Genomic DNA, 19,801 nt, shown 5'->3' with positions numbered 1-19,801 from the left:
TTGCAGCAGCCCCCGCCCGGCAACGAGCGGGGGCTTGCTGTATCCCCGGCAAGGCAAAAAAGCGTCCCGCATATCGTAACAGACATGCAGGACGCTTTTATTTGTATGCGGATTACGCTTCGGTGCCCCAGGCTTCGATCTGGGTCAGGGCCGGGAAGGGGCTGGGGTCATCGGCCTTTTTCAGCTCAAACAGTTTCAGGCTCTTTACAGTGCGGGGCTCAATGGCAAAGGTCTGCGAGGCGGCGGTCTTTTGCAGGTCCAGTACCTCGCGGCTGCCGTCGTCAAACTCCACGGTGGCCTGGGTCCACCAGCTGTCGTGGGGGAAATCCGCCCGCAGGGTCAGCCGCAGTTCATCCAGTAGCACAGTGCGGCCAAAATCCAGCGTCAGGGCGGCGTTGGGGTCGCGGTTGATGCCCCAGCTCTGGTAGGGCCAGGTGCCGTGGGCATCGTTCTCGTATACACCGTCAATGGCGTTGCGGGCAGCAAACACAGCCTCGCCGCGGGTCTCCACATTGGCCGAAGCATGCGGATAAAAACCGGTGTCGCCATGTTCATCGTAAGGGTTAAAGGCCAGGTTGCGGCGCGCGGCAATCTCCTCTTTGGTGGCAAAGCGGGCGCGGATGATGTGGCAGGTCCCGGCAAAACTCTTGGGGCTGTAGGTGATGGCCTGTTCGTCGAACGGGATGTGGAAGTTGATCTCCCGCTTGACCACATACACCAGCACGGGGGCCATCGTGTCCTCAAACTGGATGACCACATACTGCCCCGGTGTGCCGATCTCCAGCGCCACGCGGTCGCCGGGCTTGTAGGCATTCATGTATACAAGACTTACCTGCGCTGCGCCGGGGGCAGTCATCAGGGTTTGACCATCGGTGTCCAGAATTTTCAGCTTCAACAGTTCCATTTACAAATTCTCCTTTTGGCATTGCTGCACCCACGCCAGCACGGCGGCGGCAGTCTCGGCCTGTGTCAGACGGTCGGTCTGCAAAAAATCCACGAGGGGTTGTGCGGCAAACCACCGTTCTTTCGCGGGCAGCAGGTGTTGTACGGTGTAGTCAAAAAATCCGCGGTCGCGGGTGGCGTCGGCTTCTTTGCGCTGCCGTAGAACAGGAACGGACGCATGCAAAAACAGCGTGCGGTTGATGCGACAACGGCGCAGGGAGGCCAACTCCGCCGCCAGTGCCTGTTCCACGGGCCAGTCCTGCCCAAGGGTGTGGGGATAGTACAGGGTGTAAAATTCGATTTCCTGCGGGCCTAGATCCAGCAGTGCGCAGGGGCAGTGGGCGGCGAGGGCATAACGGTCCAGTTCTTGCTGGATGAACGCCCGCTGGATTTCGCAGTAGTCCGCAAATTTGTGCTTGTCCAGCCCGCGTCCCCGCAAAGCAGCAAGGGCGGGGGCGTTGTCCTCAAAAAATACAGTCACAGCGGAGGCATGGGCCGCTGTATAGCGGGCAGCGGTTGTTTTGCCCACGGCCATACCGCCCTGCAAGGCCAGTACCATCAACGCACCTCCACGGTCAGTGTGCTACGAAAATACACCCGCGTGCGGTACAAGGTATCCGGCCAGGCTTGACGCAGACGGGAATCCGTAATTGATACGGCTTCAGCGGCAATGCGTACAGTGCCATTTATGTGTGCAGTCGCCAATGCCCCAAACTGCACGTTATGCCCCACTATAGTGGGCTTCTCCGCGCTCATCAGCGTCAGGGCTGTGGTGCCGGGGTAGTCGGTTTCCTCCTGCAGAGTCAGGCCGTTCGCACTAAGCTGTACCCGGCGGCGGTAGAAGCCCAGCCCCGGCACAGCGCCGTAGGCGGGGGCAATGTCCATCGTGATAGCATCCAGTGCATCACTCACAGCCACATCCCGGGCGGCAAACTCTAAACCGGGCTGCTGCTGGTATTGGGCACTCTCCGGCTCAAACTCCGGCAGGTTGTGCCAGCTGGATTGCATCGTCCAGATCTCGTATCGCTGGGGGCTGAAGGTCTTTTTGCTGTAGGTCTCCACCCCCACGTCGATCAGCAGCGGCGCACCATTTTTGTACAGTGTCACGCTGCCCACATCGTTGTGGTTGTGGCTGTCGGCGTTATTGCCCGCTTTGGCCCCCAGAGCGTAGGCCCCACGGCGGCAGACCAAAATGCCCACGCTGGGGTACCACATATCGCGGGGCAGGGCAGGGGCGGCGCTTTGGGCAAAGGCCAGCACTTTCTGCTCGGCCAGTGTGGTCTGGATGTGGTAATACAGGTTGATGCCCTCGCTGTCGTCCGGGTGGTGCAGTCGGTCGGGATCAGGCTGCTGCAATGCGTCCGCCCAATCCCGGGCGGCCAGCGTCATCAGCGGGGCACTGGCTACGCGCTGACCAAACAGAAACTCCCGCACGCCGCGAGCTCCCGCCAGGGGGCTGCAATCGGCAAAGTTCAAATAATAGGGCCCGGCAATGTGCATGTTGACAATGTACTCGGCCATGTTGCGTATCTTCGGCTCGGCCCACACATCATCAAATACGCCGGGGGCAATCCGGCACAACAGGACCAGCGCGTTGAACATCGTCAGCGCGGCGTGGCGGTAATACTGTGCACCCTCGCTACAACAGCCGTCCTCGCCGTAGTCCTTCAAAAAGCAGTCAATACTGTAGGCGGCCTGCTTTACGTAAACGGGCAGTGTCTCCGTCGGGGCACACTGGGCGGCGGCCAGCAGCACGTTCTGGGTACACCAGGGGGTCCAGTTGCACATTGGCTCCTCACCGTTGCCCATCCACCAGAAATGCGCGGTGCGGTAGGGGGCCAGCACCCGGCGCTCCACTTCGCCTTTCAAACGGACGGAAAATCCGGGAGCGTAACCATCCAATGCAGCGCCTAACAGGCCATACACGGTGGCAATCAGCGCACCGGTCTCGGCGGCAAACAGGTCCACGATGGGCCGGGTTACGTCCGGCAGCGGCAGCTGGGGCGTATCCCGGATATAGCTGTTGTGGGCGGGCAGCTGCCAGGCGCTTTCCTCGCAGATGGCCCAGGCTAAATCCGCGATAGCGGGCAGGTAGGAGCCCGCCCCGGTCACAGCCTCGGCCATCACCAGTGCGCACAGGGTGCGGCGGCGGGCAAAGTAGGCATGCTCCCAGACGGTGCGGTCCCCATTTTGGGTAAAACGCAGCCAAAGGGAGAGCGGCAAGCGTGGTAGTGTATCCGCATCCTGCAAAGCCGCGTCGCCCGCCGCTTTCCACCGCGCCGCGCCGGGCAACGCGGCCCAAGCGGCACGGTCAGCGTAAGGCGGGTACAAAACCGGGTACACGGTGGTAAACTCAGATCCCGGCATCATCTTTTGCGTCAACATAGGAACCCTTCATTCTCTGAATATACTCGCGGGGGCTGACACCCTCCAATTTTTTGAACACCTTGCTGAAATAGAAGGCGCTCTCAAACCCGACTTCATTACTGATCTCGTAGATCTTCATGTCGGTGGAGGCCATCGTCTCCTTGGCGGCGGCAATGCGGGTGGCGGTGACAAATTCCACAAAGCCGCTCTCGCTGTTTTGTGCAAACAGCTGGCTTAGGTAGTTGGGGCTGAAGTTGAACACTGCGGCCACCTCGTTCAGCGTCAGGCGCTCGGCCAGATGTTCGCGGATGTACTGCTGCACCTGGGCCACTACCTGGGCGCGGTGGTCCAGCGGCGTGTTGGGCCGCTCGTGGTAGAACACCACCGGCGCATCGCTGCGCAGCAATTGCAGGGTGGCAAAAGCATCCTTCTGGCTTTGGGCTACCTGCAAAATGTCCTTCACCGGCCGCCCCACGGCCCAGTAGATGGGCGAACTGAAATAGTTGTACAAAATCTGCCCGGTGGCCTGCAGGGCAGGGGCCAGGGTGGCTTCGGGGTCCTCGCCCTCCTGCAAGGGCAGCAATACCGAGAAGTGCCGCAGGTCCATGCCGGTTACACGGCAGGGGTGGTACTTGGGCAAGGTCTCGGCGGCCATGCGGGTCACACCGGTGCTCAAGGTCAGCAACTGGTCGGTGGCCTGTTCCGGCACCTGCAAACTGCCCAGCGCTACCACGTACTGCGGTGCGTCAAAGTGCAGATCCAGCTCGGCGCACTGGCGGTCAAACCGCGCGCGGTCGGTCAATGACCCACTGTACAGCTGCAAAAACAGCCGATCGCGGTAACTGTCCATGCTTACCGCCGGGGCAGAAGGCTCCTGCAGGCGGCGCTCTTTCTCTACCACCGTGCGGGCTTTGTCCAGCGCGGCGGCGAGGCCCTCAGCGGTCAGGTCGATCTTGACCAGATAGTCCACCACACCCAGCCGCATACTGCGTTTCACGTAATCAAATTCTTCATAGCTGGTCAGCATAATGAACACCGGCAAAGCTGAGCCATCCTTGTGGCAGCTTTCCGCCAGGGTAAAGCCGTCCATCACCGGCATGCGGATGTCCGATACCACAATGTCCGGGCGCTTTTCCTCAATGGCTTTCAGCGCTTCGGCCCCGTTGCGGGCGGTGCCGGCTACCTCGTAGCCCAGTTCGCTCCAGTTCAGCATGCCCTGCATGCCAATCAGCACCAGCGGTTCATCATCCACTAAGAATATCCGTGTCAAAAGATCACCTCATTGCTGTGCGGGCGGCCCTGGCAGGCGCACCATGACGGTAGTGCCTACGCCAGGCTCGCTTTCGATACTTAACCCATACGCTTCGCCAAAGCTGTATTGCAGGCGCTTGTGGACGTTCCACATGCCCACGTGGCGGTATTTGGCGGCGGCTTCCTCGGGGCCCGGTTCCTGCAGAGCCTTGGCAGCCTGTTCCGCCGTCATGCCGATGCCGTCGTCCGTTAAGCGGATCAGCACATCGCCGTTGGCAGTATCCCGCTCGACCCGCAGGGTGACCTCCCCGGCGCTGCCCTTCGGCTCAATGCCGTGGAAGATGGCGTTCTCCACCAGCGGCTGCAAGGTGAAGCGGGGAATCAGGCAGCTGTGGTTCAGCTTTTCATCCTCGATATAGCTGACATCCAGCGTGATGGTGCCGCCGTAGCGGTACTGCTGGATCGTGAAGTAGTCGTTCAGCAGGGCAAACTCCTCATACAGGGGCACCAGTCGTTCGTTGCTTTTGGAGACGCTTTTCAGCAGGCGGGACAGCGCCGTGACCATCTCGGCGATGCCGGGGGCATGCTGGATGGTGGCCATCCACTTGATGCTGTTCAGCGTATTATAAATAAAGTGGGGATTGATCTGGTTTTGCAGCATGCGGTATTCCAAATCCTGCTTCTGCTTTTCGTCCTCCAGGCGGTGGTCCATCAGGGCGGTGACGCTGGCCGACATGCTGTTAATGCCCCGGCCAATGTCGCCCAGTTCGTTGTTCCACTCAATGGCAGGGTCAAAGGAAAAGTCGCCGCTGCTGATTTTGGTTATGCGGTTCTGCAGTGCCGTGATGGGCGGTGTGATCATGCGGTGCAGCAAAAATGCCAGCAGCAAGCCCAATACCAGAATAGCCAGCAGACTGATGACCAGCGAATCCGACAGGTAGGGGATTTGCCGCTGCAGCGGCCCGTTGGGGATGATCTCGATCAAGTACAGATCGTGTACACCGATGGGATACCGCACCATCAACTGGGCATCGTATCCGGCTGCAATGGAATAAACCTCAGTGCTGTCATCCAGCATGTCCACATCCAGCTGCTCGGCCGGGATATCGGACAGGGGATCCTCGGTCAGGATATTGCCGGTGATGCCGTAGTACCGCCCGCCCATCTGCCACAAAAGGCTGCTGCCCTCCGGCATCGTAAAGCCTTTCAGCGCGGCCGTGATCAGGGCAGGGGAGACAAAGGCGCAGATGTGGGCCTCGCGGCCGGTGCCGCTCAGGGTCAGCTTGCGGGTAAGGGGGATGGTGTCCAACGCCTGGGAGGGCAGGGCCATCGGGTCCCGCATAATACAGGACCAGCCGGAATATTCCTCGTCATAACCGGGGATGCGGGCCAGTACCTCCGGCGTCATGGCTACGGTGTTGGTAACGGCTGTACCAAAAACCATCTGGCGGCCTTTGGCATTGATGAGCATAAACCGCTGTACATACTGCATGGTGCGCAGTGTGCTGTACTTGGCCGATATAGTGGGGTACATCGAAAGTGCCTGGTTGTTGCTGCTGACATCCGTTAATAAATAGGTACGCATACTGGGATTGTAGGCGCACCAGCTGGCCAGGTCGTCCACCTCCTCAATATCCCGGTGGATGGCAGTGGCGGCGGTCTGTAAGGCATACTCGGCATTCAATAAGGTGGTGCGCTCCCACTCAGCTGCCATCTGGCGCATGTTGCCAATGGCGATAACGAGGGAAACGCCCAAAGTAAACAGCAGCGTCAGCGCCAGCACGCGCACCTGGATACTGCCATGGCGTAATTTATATTTGCCCATAAAGGCTCCTTGTGATAAAATTTTAAAGAAATGCTACGTAAGGCCCCCTCTGCAAGAGGGCCCCGCGAAGCGGGTGGGGGAGAGGCGCACCGCGCTTTTCTTATTAAAAAGATACCGTATCCATTCGGTTCTGTCAAGAAGAAAACTGTATAAATTCGACAAAAGAATGTGCTTTTCGAGTGCCGTAACTGTAGGAAAGATAAAAATTACAGGTTTCGTAAAATAGTACATGTTTTTTGTGCAGCTTTTTGAGAACTGCCGTAAAAAGTGCAGACTCAACCCAAAATAAACCATCCATTTCACCATCGCAAAGGTGTATGATAATGGCAACGAAAGGGACAGGCCCTCTACAGAACGAAACGCCTTCCCGAAAAAATGATTTCTACTTAGGAGGAGAAACATTATGCGTAAATTGCAAAAACTCGCAGCCCTTGGCCTGGCTGGTTCCATGGCTCTGAGCCTGGCCGCCTGCGGCGGTTCCGCTGCTTCCAGCAGTGAGGCTGCTGCCGACAGCACCCCCGTTTCCGGCGAGGCTACTGCCGAGAGCACTGCTTCCGGCGACGAGGCCGTCACCCTGAACTGGGCCCTGTGGGATAAGGATTCCACCGCCTACTGGCAGGCCCTGGCCGATGGCTACATGGAGAGCCACCCCAACGTCACCATCGAGATGACTGACCTGGGTTCTACCGATTACATGACCCAGCTGGCTACCCAGCTGGCCGGCGGCAACGGCGAGTTGGATGTCCTGTCCATCAAGGACATCCCCGGTTACTCCAACCTGATCAACCTGGGTCTGCTGGAGCCCCTGAGCGGCAAGCTGACCACCGATGAGAGCAAGTTCAACGGCGTTCTCGACCAGCTGACTGCTGAAGACGGCAACTACTACGCAGTTCCGTTCCGCTCTGACTTCTGGGTCGTCTACTACAACAAGGACATTTTCGATCAGGCCGGCATTGAGTATCCCACCAACGATATGACGATGGAGGACTTCGATGCTAAGATCCGCGAAGTCTACGAAAAGACCGGCGTTTACGGCAACATTTACCACACCTGGCGCTCCACCACCACTCTGTTCGGCATCCTGGATGGTGAGCACACCGTTATTGACGGCAACTACGACTTCCTGAAGCCTTACTACGAGCAGGTCCTGTCTGAGCAGGCTGACGGCGTTATCCCCAACTACGGCGAGCAGAAGACCTCTGGTCTGCACTACTCCGGCGCTTTCCAGAACGGTCAGGCTGCTATGTGCAACATGGGCTCCTGGTTCATCGCTACTATGCAGAAGTACAACGAAGAGGCTGAGGGCAACGGTGTTGAGCCTGTCAACTTCGGCATCGTCAAGTATCCTCATCCGGACGGCGCACCTGCCGGCTCCACCCTGGGCACTGTGACCAGCCTGGCTGTCAACGCCAACTCCGAGAAGAAAGATGCTGCCCTCGACTTCGTGAACTGGTGCGCATCTGAGGATGGCGCCAAGTGCGTGGCCGCTGTCGGCACCTTCCCCGCCGTTGCCAGCGACGAGACCAACGCCATCATCTCCAGCACCGAAGGCTTCCCCTCTGACGACGCTTCTCTCGAAGCTCTGAACACCACCGCTATCTACCTCGAGATGCCTCTGTCCGATAAGGCTTCCGAGATCGAGACCATCCTGAACACCGAGCATGACGCTATCATGACCGAGAGCGAGACCGTTGACGAAGGCATCGCCAACATGAACGAGCAGGTCGCCGCTCTGCTGGGCTGATTCACCAGCTACACTTTTTCATAAGTTTTCCTTCTTCCGATAAGGGGCGGGCGGGCGCGCCTGCCCCTATCTTATTGCCAAAAATCTGCCATTGACCCCAAGGAGGTATGACCCATGGCTGAAACTACGCAGGCTGTGCAGGCAAACCCCAAACGCGGGATGAAAAAATCCACGCGGGACAGCCTGATCGCCTACAGCTTTATCGCCCCGAACTTCATCGGGTTCTGCGTGTTCACGCTGGTACCTATGATCTTCGCCATCGCGCTTTCCTTCTGCAACTGGGACGGTGTTCACCCGGTCGAGTTTGCAGGCATCAGCAACTTTGCTGCGCTGCTCAGCGATAAGACGTTCAAAGCCGCTTTTGTAAACACACTGGTCTACGCCATCGGCACCGTGCCCCTTACGCTGGTATGCAGCCTTGGCCTGGCCATGCTGCTGAATCAGAAAGTCAAATGCCGCAACTTCTTCCGCACAGTTTCGTTCTTCCCCTATGTTGCTTCGCTGGTCGCCGTTGCTGCGGTGTGGAACATGATTTTCAGCCCCTCGATGGGTCCGGTCAACCAAATCCTGGCGTCCCTGGGCGTTGAGAACCTGCCCAAGTGGGCCGCCGGTAAAGACACCGCCATGTTCACGGTCATCTTGTTCAGTGTGTGGAAGAACATGGGCTACTACATGGTCATCTACCTGGCAGGCCTGCAGGGGACCAACCCCGAGCTGGAAGAAGCCGCCGAACTGGACGGCGCCAGCAAGTGGCAGATCTTCTGGAATGTAACGCTGCCCCAGCTGAAGCCCACCACCTTCTTCGTGGTCATTATGCTGACCATCGCCTCTTTCAAGGTGTATGACCAGATGTACATGATCACCCAGGGCGGCCCCGGCAATGCGACCATGACCCTTGTTTACTACATCTACAATGTTGCCTTTGTCAACACGCCCAAGTACGGTTATGCAAGTGCCGTGGCTATGGTGCTGTTCGTGCTGGTGCTGGCCGTGACCATCGTCCAGTTCAAGGGCTCGTCCAACAACGACTAAGGAAAGGAGGAACACAAAATGGCTACTACCGCTGTTAAGAAAAAGACTGGCTCGATGAAAGTGCAGCATGTCGTCAGCCGTGTGCTGATCTATGCGCTGCTCATCATTGTGGCGGCACTGATGCTTGTCCCGTTCCTGTGGATGCTGTCTGCATCCTTTAAGATGAACAAGGACGTTTTCACCTTCCCCATTGAGTGGATCCCCTCCAACCCGCGTCCGCAGAACTACATTGACATCTGGACCAAGATCCCCCTGCTGACCTTCGTGAAGAACACCGCATTCCTGACCATCGTTGTCACGATTCTGCAGGTGCTTACTTCCTCCTTTGCTGCCTATGCCTTCGCCAAGCTGAACTTCAAGGGCAAGAACGTGCTGTTCCTGGGCTACATCGCCACCATCGCAGTGCCCTGGCAGGCTTACATGGTGCCCCAGTTCATGATGATGCGCTCCTGGCACCTGAACAACACCCATCTGGCCATCATCTGCCTGCAGGCGTTCAGCGCCTTCGGTGTGTTCATGATGAAGCAGTTCTACGAGGGCGTCCCCACCGAATTGTGTGAAGCTGCCCGTATTGACGGCCTGTCTGAGTACGGCATCTACGCCCGCATTATGCTGCCGCTGTCTCTGCCCGCTGTCTCCACGCTGGTCATCTTCACCTTCGTCAATACGTGGAATGACTTCCTCGGCCCCCTGATCTACCTGACCAAGACCGAACTTAAGACCATCCAGATCGGCCTGCGTATGTTCATCAGCCAGTATTCGGCTGAGTACGGCCTCATCATGGCGGCATCTGTCATCGCGCTGATCCCGGTGCTGATCGTGTTCCTGTCCTTGCAGAAATATTTCGTGCAGGGCGTTGCATCCTCCGGCCTGAAGGGCTAAGCTGAAAGTAAAAACGAACACCCAATCCGGCGGGGCACAAGGCGAAAAGCCCTGTGCCCCGCCCTTGTTTTTGAAAGAGGTCCCTTATGTTGAAAACCTACCCCAATCCTGTCCTGACCAAGGCACAGGCCGAACAGGCCCTGGACACCGCCGCCTCTCTGGTGCGCCGGAACCTGCCGTTGTATACCGACCACTGCCAGAACCACTCCAGTGTCCACGACATCTACCCCCAGTGCGAGAACAACCAGTGGACCTGCGGCTTTTGGCCCGGCGAAATCTGGCTGAGCTATGAGCGCACCGGCGATGAAGCCTTTAAAAAGGCTGCCCTCACGCTGGTGGACAGCTTTATGTACCGCATCGAGCATAAGATCGAAGTGGACCACCACGACATGGGCTTTTTGTACAGCCCGTCCTGCGTTGCCGCCTATAAGCTGACCGGCAGCGAGACCGGCAGAAAGGCTGCCATTCTCGCCGCCGACCAGCTCTGCACCCGCTTCCAGGAAAAAGGCGAGTTCTTCCAGGCCTGGGGCGCTTTGGGGGCGCGGGATAACTACCGCTATATCATCGACTGCCTGCTCAATGTGCCGCTGCTTTACTGGGCCAGCGAGACCACCGGCGATGCCCATTACGCCGACCTGGCCCACAAGCATGTGACCACCTGCCTGGGCAACTCCATTCGCGCCGACGGCTCCACCTACCATACCTTCTTTATGGATCCGGAGACCGGCGCCCCCGTGCGCGGCGCTACCTGCCAGGGCTACAAGGATGACAGTTGCTGGGCCCGCGGCCAGGCCTGGGGTGTCTACGGCACAGCCATCAGCTACCGCTACACCAAGCGGCCGGAATATCTGGATGCATTCCGCAAGGTGCTGGCCTACTACCTCGACCGCCTGCCCGACGATCTGGTTCCCTACTGGGATATGACCTTTACCAGCGGCGATACCGAGCCGCGGGATTCCTCCTCGGCCTCCATCGTGGCCTGCGGCCTGCTGGAAACCGCCAAATACGTGGGCAAAGAGGAAGCTGCCGAGTACACGACCCTGGCCACTCAGATGCTGGGCAGCGTGGCGGAGCACTACGCCGTCAAAGAAGGCCCCCAGGGCATCGGTCTTGTCCGCCACGGCACCTACAGCAAAAAGAGCCCCTACAACACCTGCACGCCCGAGGGCGTGGACGAGTGCGTGAGCTGGGGCGACTACTTCTACATGGAAGCCCTTACCCGCCTGACCAAAGATTGGGAACTGTATTGGTGATATTATGGAACTGCATACAAAATCTGATTTTACAGCGCTGGCACGCAAAATCTTGAACCCGCTGCTGCCCCTGTACTCCGCAGGCGGTGCACGGCTGCATTTGGGTGATACCGGCGTGACCTACCCCGCCCGCACCATTGAGATGGAGGCGTTCTCCCGCCCGCTGTGGGCGTTAGGCCCCCTGTGGGCAGGCGGCGGCCGGGCCGATGACTTTCTGGCCATCTACCAAAAGGGTCTTGCCAACGGCACCGACCCGCAAAGCCCCGAATACTGGGGCGCCCCCAACGATTACGACCAGCTGTTTGTCGAGATGGCCGCCCTGGCCTGTGCCATTCTGGAAACACCGGAAAACGTCTGGGCACCCTTGACCGATGCCCGGAAAGCCAACCTTGCCAAGTGGCTGGACACCATCAACCACCACGAACTGCCCGGTTGCAACTGGCTGCTCTTCCGCGTACTGGTCAATCTGGCGCTGGATTCGGTGGGCATGCCCTGCGATATGCAAAAGGCCGCCGCCGATATGGCCGAGGTGGACAAATGGTACGTGGGCGACGGTTGGTACTCCGATGGCCCGGCAGGCATCAAGCCCCAGAAGGACTACTACAACCCCTGGGCCATCCAGTATTACACGGTGCTGTACAGCGTGTTTGCCGCCAAGCGGGACCCCGCCCGCGCAGCGCTCTACCGTGACCGCGCCACCAAGTTCGGCCGCCAGTTTGCTCGCTGGTTTGATGCAAACGGCGCGGCCCTGCCCTTCGGCCGCAGCCTGACCTACCGCATCGGGCAAAGCGCCTTCTATTCTGCCTGCATCTGGGCCGGGCTGGAACCGCTGCCCCTGCCGGTGATGAAAGGCATCATCGTGCGCAACCTGAATTGGTGGCTGGCAAAGCCCATCTTTGACCGGGACGGTGTGCTCACCATTGGTTACGGCTACCCGCAGCAGTACATGGCCGAGCAGTACAACGCCCCCGGCAGCCCTTACTGGGGGCTGAAGGTGTTCCTGCTGCTGGCCCTGCCGGAAGATCACCCCTTCTGGACTGCCGAGGCCGCGCCCCTGCCCGCGGAGCTGGCTGCGCCGGGTGTCGTCAGCCAGCCCTGTTCCGACCTGCTGTTGCAGCGCCTGCCGGACGGCCAGCTGAATGCCTACTCTCCCGCCAACTACGAGAAGGGCGACCACGGCCAGTTTGTGGAAAAGTACGGCAAGTTCGTCTACAGCACTCGGTTCGGCTTCTCCGCCAGCCGCAGCTATGTGCAGCTGGAGCAGGCCGCTCCGGACAGCATGCTGGCCTTCGTCATTGACGGCTGGACCTTTGTGCGCCGCCATAGCGATTGCTTCATCCTGATGGGCGACCGTATGCTCAGCCGGTGGAGCCCGTTCCCCGGCATCCGCGTGACCACCGAGCTGATCCCCACCGAGTGGGGGCACGTCCGCAGCCATACGATCGAAAGCACCATCGCCTGCACCGCTTACGATTGCGGCTTTGCTGTGCCCAAGTTTGCGCCGGGCTTTACCGCCGCGGCCGAGGGCGGCCACGCCACTGCTCAAAATGACAACTGCAGCTGCACCGTGCAGGGGGCGGCAGGCGAGGGCTTCTTGGTGAACGCCTACCCCAACACCAACGTGTACGACCCCAACACGGTCATCCCTGCCGTGAAATACAAGATCCCGGTGGGGAGCATCAGCCTGACCACCACCGTGGAAAGCCACGCCCAATAACATGTGTAGGCATGCGCGGGGGAGAGGGGAAAGCTCCCCCGCATCTTTTGAAGCATCCGAATTATAGAGAGGTGTTTGTTATGTATCCGCAAACCAATGCTGCCCGCAGCGTCCGGGACCTGTCCGGCGTGTGGGATTTCCGCTTCAATGCCAACGACCCGTGGCAGCCCATCGCCGTGCCCGCGTCCTATAACGACCAAAGCCCGGACCCGGAGTTCCGCCGCCACTACGGCATGGCCTACTACCGTACCCACTTTACTGTGCCAGAGGGTGCCCGCCGTGTGCTGCGGTTTGACGCCGTGACCCACAACGCCGCGGTGCGGCTGAACGGGGAGGAGATCGCCACCCATCGCGGCGGATTCCTGCCCTTTGAGGCGGACATCACCGCCCTGGCCCAGCCCGGCGAGACCGTGACGCTGGAAGTGGAAGTAGACAACCGTATCGGCCACAGCACCCTGCCCGTGGGCAACGAGGGCGGCACTGCTTTCTTTGGCTCCGACAACGCGGGCATCCCGGCGGTGGAAGCTGGCAAGGCCCGCCAGCAGATGCAGGGCGTCAACCTGCCCAACTTCGATTTCTTCAATTACGCAGGCATCACCCGCCCGGTGCATCTGTACACCACCCCGGCAGCTTACATTGCTGATATTGCCCTGGCGCCCGCAATGGATGGCACACTGGACTACAAAATCAACACGATCGGAGACGGACTTGCCAGCATTGAGATCTTGAACGACGAAGGCAAGGTGGTAGCGGATGGCAAGGGCGAGGGCGGCACCCTGCATGTGGAAGACCCCCACCTGTGGCAGCCCCGCCCCGGCACGCCCTATCTGTACACCGCCCTAGTCAAGTTCGGTCAGGATGAATACCGCCAACAGTTCGGCTTTCGCAGTGTCGAGGTGCGCGGCCACCAGTTCCTCATCAACGGTGAACCGTTCTATTTCAAAGGACCCTGCAAGCACGAGGATTCGGCTTTCCGCGGCCGCGGCTATGATGCCTGTGTGACCGTGACCGACCTGAAGCTGTACCAGTGGCTGAACGCCAACTGCCTGCGCATGAGTCACTACCCCTATGCCGAGGAAGTCTACGACCTCTGCGACCGGCTGGGCATCGTGGTCATTGATGAAACGCCTGCCGTAGGTATTGGCGCGGGGGCGGCCTGCGACCCGTACAAGACCTTCCCACTCAAAGCCTACCACAGCGCCGTGCTGCGCGCCATGATCGACCGCGACAAAAACCACCCCTGCGTGGTGCTGTGGAGCCTTGGCAACGAGCCGGACACCGAACACTTCCCCCAAAGCGCCTACGATTACTGGCGCCCGCTGTATGAGCAGGCCCACGCCCAAGACCCGCAGGACCGTCCGGTCACGATGGTCTGCTGCCAGAACGACTATACAAGGGATATTACCACCCGCACGATGGACGTAGTCTGCATCAACCGCTACTACGGCTGGTATAACCTGAGCGGCGACCTGGAAAACGCTGCGTATGCGTTCCAGCAGGAACTGGACTTCTGGGCAGGCATCGATAAGCCGCTGGTCCTCTCCGAATACGGCGCGGATACGGTGGCGGGCCTGCACGGCACCGCCCCCGAAATGTTCACCGAGGAATTTCAGGTGGAATATTACAAAACCATCAACGCCTGCCTTGACAGCCGCCCCTTTGTTGTGGGAGAATGGCCTTGGAACTTTGCGGATTTCTCCACCCAGCAGGGCCCCATGCGCGTAGGCAGCTGCAACCGCAAAGGCCTGTTTACGCGGGAGCGCACCCCCAAGCTGGCCGCCCACTACTTTAAAGACCGCTGGGCCAAAAAACAGCCCAATGACCGATAAAAGAGGATGACACTATGACACCCGAACTGAACTGGCTGACCGACCCCACCGTGTTTGCCGTGAACCGGCTGGATGCCCACTCTGACCATGTCTGCTATAAAACCGAGGCGGAGGCCGAAACCGGCCTGACCTCGCTGCGGCAGTCGCTGGACGGTGCCTGGCGCTTCGCCTGGAGTGCTAACCCCGCCGCACGCCCGGCGGATTTCTATAAGCCGGATGCCGACCTGACCGCCTTTGGCACCATCCGCGTGCCCGGGCACATTGAACTGCAGGGCTACGGGCAGATTCAGTACACCAACACCCTCTACCCTTGGGATGGCCGTGCCGCCCTGCGTCCGCCGCAGATCAATTGGGATGATGACCCCGTAGGCAGCTACGTCAAAGAGTTCGACCTGGACGAGGACCTGCGCGGCCAGCGGGTGTGCGTCAGCTTCCAGGGTGTGGAGCAGGCTATGTACCTTTGGTGCAACGGCCGGTTCGTCGGTTATGCCGAGGATACGTTTACTCCGTCTGAATTCGACCTGACACCCTATATTCAAGAGACCGGCAACCGTCTGTGTGTCGAGGTCTACAAGCGCAGCAGTGCCGCTTGGATCGAGGATCAGGACTTCTTCCGCTTCTCCGGCATCTTCCGCTCAGTGTATCTCTACGCTAAGCCCAAGGTGCATGTCCGGGACATCTGGCTCAAAGCCGAATTGCTGTCCGGCAACACCACCGGCCAGCTGACACCTGTCATCAAGCTGGACGGCGAGACCGAGGGTGCCAAGGTGCATCTGCGCCTGACTGACCGCGAGGGCTATGCCCTGTATGATGACTTTACCGATGGCAGCGCCATCACGCTGGAGGGCATCCACCCCTGGAGCCACGAAAAGCCGATCCTGTACCACGCCGTGCTGACCCTGCAGGATGCCAGCGGCGCTGTGCAGGAGGTCGTGCCCTACGACATTGGTTTCCGCCGGTTCGAGATGCTGAACGGTGTCATGTGCTTAAACGGCAAGCGCATCGTGTTCAACGGCGTCAACCGCCACGAGTGGAACCCCAAAAAAGGCCGCGCCATTGATGCGGACGACATGCACGCCGCCATGGCCGTGTTCAAGAAAAACAACATCAATGCCGTGCGCACCTGCCACTATCCCAACCAGAGTTTGTGGTATGACCTGTGTGACCAAAACGGCATCTACATGATCGACGAGACCAACCTGGAAAGCCACGGCAGCTGGCAAAAGCTGGGCACCGTGGAACCCAGCTGGAACGTGCCCGGCAGCCTGCCGGAATGGCGGGACTGCGTGGTCGACCGCGCCCGCAGCATGTTTGAACGGGACAAAAACCACGCAGCTGTGCTGATCTGGTCCTGCGGCAACGAGAGCTACGCCGGCAAGGACATCCGTGCTATGGCGAACTTCTTCCGCGCCAATGACCCAGGCCGCCTGGTGCATTACGAGGGCGTCTTCCACTGCCGTGAGTTCGATGACATCAGCGATATGGAAAGCCGCATGTACGCCAAGCCGTCCGAAATCATCGCCTACATGGCCGAACACCCGGCTAAACCGTTCATTTTGTGTGAGTACATGCACGATATGGGCAACTCCCTGGGCGGCATGGAAAGCTATGTGGCCCTGATCGAAAAGTACAAAAAGTACCAGGGCGGCTTCATCTGGGATTATATGGACCAGGCCCTTTGGCACCCAAATACCCAAAATGACAGTATACTGGGATATGGCGGCGATTTTGGCGACCGTACAACAGATTACAACTTCAGCGGCAACGGCATTGTCTATGCCGATGGCACCGAGAAGCCTGCTATGCAGGAGGTACGCTACTGGTACAACACCCCTGCCCGCCGCAATGCCCAGGATGCCCGCAACAAAATGGAGGTTGCCCGCAGTGCCGCCGCCCTGCGCACCGCCTGGGATAAGCGCCGCCGATTGCCCCTGACCGTGATCTGCGGCGATGGAAACATCGGCGTAAAAGGCAGCGGCTTTGAGTTGTTGTTCTCCATCCCGGAGCAGGGGCCTGTCTCCCTGCGCAAGGACGGTAAGGAGTGGCTCTGGCGTGCCCCGACTCCGGCGTTCTGGCGTGCCAGCACCGATAACGACCGCGGCTGCGGCTTCCCGCAGCATGCCTCGGCCTGGATGGCGGCAGACGTGTTCCTGCGCAAAGAGGGCTGCACGGTGCTGGAAAAATCCGAGCAGCGGGTGCAGATTTGCTATAAATACAGCGTGCCGCTGGTGCCCGGTGCCGGCGTGGAGATCACCTATACAGTAGAGCCCCAGGCCGCCCTGCGGGTGGATGCCGTCTACCATGGTGTGCCCGGCGCGCCGGAGCTGCCTTGCTTCGGCGTGAAATTCCAGACCTTTGCCCCCGTGGCCCGCGCCCAGTGGACCGGCCTGTCCGGCGAGACTTATCCCGACCGTTACAAGGGCGGTGTATTCGGCTGCCACGAGGAAGTGCCCCACATCGCCCCGGCGCTGGTTCCCCAGGACTGCGGCCTGCACATGGACACCCAGCAGGTGGTTTTGCAGCTGGCAGACGGCAGCGAACTGACCCTGGAACAGACCGGTGAGCCGTTCGCCTTCAGCGCCCTGCCCAACACGGCCCAGGAAATCGAGGCGGCGCAGCATATTTCGGAATTGCCCAACACCGGCCGCACCAGCATCACGGTGCTTGGCGCAGTCCGTGGTGTCGGCGGTATCGACAGCTGGGGCACTGATGTAGAGAAGCCCTACCACATCCCCGGCGACCGCGACCATAGCGTGAGCTTCCGTATCGTATTCTAAAAACTGATTTTATAGAAAAAATGTCTTTGCTCTGTTTTGCAGAGCAAAGACATTTTTTGTGAGTGCGCCCGGCATGGGCAACAGCTAGGTGGTGAAAGACCACTACGCGCTCGGCAGTAGGAAGCGTTAGCCGAATGGCTTGTTAGTCAAAAAAGTTTACTGAAATTATTGGATCTCTTGTTCGAGTTCATCAAAAATCTCACAGGAGAAAAAATCACCCAGGGTAATATCTAATCCATCACAAAGTTTTTTATTGTGGTGATGCTCCGAGAGAAAGGCATCCGGCAGAGCATGAGCCGGAAAGGGAACTGTCTGGACAATGCTGTGATAGAAAATTTCTTTGGACTGCTCAAGAGCGAACTGCTGTACTTGCAGAAATTTCAGTCCATGGAACACTTCAAGCAGGAACTCGTTGAATATCTGGATTACTACAACAACCGCAGAATCAAGGCAAAGCTAAAGGGCTTGCCGCCTGCAATTCACAGACAGCAAGCCCTTTCGGCTGCTTGAACAATTTTTGCTTCAAATTATTGTCTAACTTTTTGGGGGCACTTCATTTTTGGTGGTACAGGGGGATTTTTGCATACGGATTTTTCTGTTGTGCCCTTAGGCTGAAACCATGCTCTCGGCTTTCAAGTGAGGAATCTCACCAAGGACCTGCTGGCCGGTGCGGATACGCAGGGTCATAGTGCCGTGCTCTAGGCAAGAAAGCAGACAACTGCGGCCGCTGGGCAGATACCAGGTGGCAACCTCGGTGTTGCGCCGGGCTACCACGATGGAGCCGTGCTCCATTTCACAGTATAAAGCGGCGCTTCCGTGCCCTTTTTTGCGAAAAGGAAAGCCTTTTTCATCTATGCGCCACCAATTCCAGCTTCCAATCTGGCGGCCAAAGACTGCGGCTGCAGGGGCATAACTGCAAAGCTCCTGCAATTCCCCAAAAGCGGACGGCATGGGCAAAACGGCAGTAGTTGGCTGCCCCTGGGGCTGCAAAAGTGCAAGCAGCAACAGCGTGACCAACTCGCGCCGCATCTGGCTCAATGGTAGGGTCAGGCATTGCACAGTGCTGTTGCTGCGGTAATAGACACAGCAATCTTCTATCAGCAGTTTTTTGGCGCAGCAAAGGCAGAGAATGTCCCGCTGGTGCAGGCATTGGAGTTGTAGCGATGCATTGCTGGAAAATTGTAGATATAAGATCTGCTGCCCGATGCGTCCCAGCCAGGTGCCGCCATCGGTCTGCGGAAAGAAAAGAAAACGCTCCGGCAACACAGAAGCCGCGCCGGCTAAAGCGGTGCGGCATGCAGCCGGCAGTGCCCGGGCAGGGACCAGGCAGCAGGAAGCCGGCAGGGGATTATTCATACAGGATGAGTGCGATCATCTCGACCGGCTCGTTACCCAGGCATTTCAGGCCGTGGCCCTCGCCGGGGGCGCAGTAGGTCACGTCACCGGCGCCGATCTCTACCTCGGTGCCGTTGTCGTTGTACAGGCCCTTGCCGCTCAGGATGTAATAGGTCTCGCTGTCGCCTGTGTGGATATGGTAGCCGATCTCACTGCCGGGGTAGACGGTGGTGTGGCCAAACACGCGGCCCTTCTGGCTCATTTCCTCGGGGCCGTTCAGCAGGCTGCGGACGGTGATTTCGCCCACGCCGTTAAACGGGGCGGGCTTGCGGACGGATTGCTTTTCTTCACTGCGACGGATCATAGGTGCTCTCTCCTTATAAATAAATGTTGTGGTGAAAAATTGGTGGCTGAAACATGGTGCAATTTATTTGCAATCGGTTTCAGCACTATACGCTTAATTGTACATGGCTCGACAGGGATACGCAAGTGTCAAACCTAACAAAAACCGGATACCAAATGCGTGCATTATCACGGAACGGCTGCAATTGCAATCTGAAAATAGCCGGCATATCGTTAAAAACGTAAACAAGTGAGACGGTTGTGCAGGGACGACTAAGAAACCTGCAACGATTGAAAGACCAGAAAATCGGACAAACAACAAGGACAAAAGAAACGGAACATGGACGAATGATGTATAATATAATACGGATGTCATAAGGTAAATTGTCAACATGCACAAAAGCACAAAGCTTGATTCATGAAAAACAGAGAATCTGACGGGAAAACCCTGAAAACCCATTGACACGGCGCTGACGAAGTGCTACCCTATAGGTGCAATCGATTG

At 58.6% G+C, this 19,801-nt stretch carries 14 protein-coding genes and 1 pseudogene; 8 read left to right on the top strand and 7 right to left on the bottom strand.

The window, feature by feature from the left end; all coding sequences use genetic code 11:
- Positions 1-112 precede the first annotated feature (112 nt).
- Genes OGM81_03215 through OGM81_03195 form a run of 5 tightly spaced genes read right to left on the bottom strand, consistent with a single transcriptional unit; the run spans position 113 to position 6,385 of the window.
- Complete coding sequence (locus tag OGM81_03215; GenBank protein ID UYJ44159.1) at positions 113-904, bottom strand: carbohydrate-binding protein; 792 nt, start codon at positions 902-904, stop codon at positions 113-115.
- Positions 905-1,501: an ATP-binding protein gene (locus tag OGM81_03210; protein UYJ44158.1), complete on the bottom strand. Its 597-nt coding sequence runs from the start codon at positions 1,499-1,501 to the stop codon at positions 905-907.
- Complete coding sequence (locus OGM81_03205) at positions 1,501-3,327, bottom strand: heparinase II/III-family protein (GenBank protein ID UYJ44157.1); 1,827 nt, start codon at positions 3,325-3,327, stop codon at positions 1,501-1,503. Before OGM81_03205 ends, OGM81_03210 begins: the two co-directional genes overlap by 1 nt.
- A complete protein-coding gene (locus OGM81_03200) occupies positions 3,296-4,579 on the bottom strand; it encodes a response regulator (protein ID UYJ44156.1) in 1,284 nt (427 codons plus the stop codon). Before OGM81_03200 ends, OGM81_03205 begins: the two co-directional genes overlap by 32 nt.
- A 9-nt stretch (positions 4,580-4,588) precedes the next feature.
- Entirely contained in the window at positions 4,589-6,385 is a 1,797-nt protein-coding gene (locus OGM81_03195; GenBank protein ID UYJ44155.1) for a histidine kinase, read from the bottom strand.
- A 403-nt stretch (positions 6,386-6,788) separates the two neighbouring features.
- Between OGM81_03195 and OGM81_03190 the strand changes: the two genes are divergently transcribed.
- The 8 genes and pseudogenes from OGM81_03190 (at position 6,789) to OGM81_03155 (ending at position 18,129) form a co-directional block, all read left to right on the top strand.
- Positions 6,789-8,129 carry a sugar ABC transporter substrate-binding protein gene (locus OGM81_03190; protein ID UYJ44154.1) on the top strand — a complete coding sequence of 447 codons (1,341 nt, stop codon included), beginning with the start codon at positions 6,789-6,791 and terminating at the stop codon, positions 8,127-8,129.
- Positions 8,130-8,243: 114 nt separating this feature from the next.
- Entirely contained in the window at positions 8,244-9,161 is a 918-nt protein-coding gene (locus OGM81_03185) for a sugar ABC transporter permease (GenBank protein ID UYJ44153.1), read from the top strand.
- A gap of 54 nt (positions 9,162-9,215) precedes the next feature.
- The gene (locus tag OGM81_03180) at positions 9,216-10,043 is read left to right on the top strand and encodes a carbohydrate ABC transporter permease (protein ID UYJ44962.1); all 828 of its coding nucleotides are present in this window, start codon (positions 9,216-9,218) and stop codon (positions 10,041-10,043) included.
- A gap of 86 nt (positions 10,044-10,129) precedes the next feature.
- Positions 10,130-11,296 (top strand): glycoside hydrolase family 88 protein, encoded by a 1,167-nt coding sequence (locus tag OGM81_03175; GenBank protein UYJ44152.1) that lies wholly within the window; start codon positions 10,130-10,132, stop codon positions 11,294-11,296.
- Positions 11,297-11,300: 4 nt separating this feature from the next.
- Positions 11,301-13,013 (top strand): DUF2264 domain-containing protein, encoded by a 1,713-nt coding sequence (locus OGM81_03170; protein ID UYJ44151.1) that lies wholly within the window; start codon positions 11,301-11,303, stop codon positions 13,011-13,013.
- 80 nt (positions 13,014-13,093) lie between these two features.
- Entirely contained in the window at positions 13,094-14,842 is a 1,749-nt protein-coding gene (gene uidA, locus OGM81_03165) for a beta-glucuronidase (GenBank protein UYJ44150.1), read from the top strand.
- Positions 14,843-14,856: 14 nt separating this feature from the next.
- Positions 14,857-17,619, top strand: coding sequence for a beta-galactosidase (locus OGM81_03160; protein ID UYJ44149.1), 2,763 nt, complete (start codon positions 14,857-14,859; stop codon positions 17,617-17,619).
- Positions 17,620-17,883: 264 nt separating this feature from the next.
- Positions 17,884-18,129, top strand: a pseudogene (locus OGM81_03155) (IS3 family transposase).
- Positions 18,130-18,225: 96 nt separating this feature from the next.
- Here the strand turns inward: OGM81_03155 and OGM81_03150 are convergent.
- Together OGM81_03150 and OGM81_03145 are read right to left on the bottom strand one after the other, a co-directional pair.
- A complete protein-coding gene (locus OGM81_03150; GenBank protein UYJ44148.1) occupies positions 18,226-18,882 on the bottom strand; it encodes a hypothetical protein in 657 nt (218 codons plus the stop codon).
- A gap of 85 nt (positions 18,883-18,967) precedes the next feature.
- Positions 18,968-19,318, bottom strand: a complete 351-nt coding sequence (locus OGM81_03145; GenBank protein UYJ44147.1) for a cupin domain-containing protein — start codon at positions 19,316-19,318, stop codon at positions 18,968-18,970.
- Positions 19,319-19,801 lie beyond the last annotated feature (483 nt).

This window comes from Oscillospiraceae bacterium (assembly GCA_025758045.1).
GTDB lineage: Bacteria > Bacillota > Clostridia > Oscillospirales > Ruminococcaceae > Gemmiger.
This window is presented reverse-complemented; position numbering and strand designations above follow the sequence as displayed.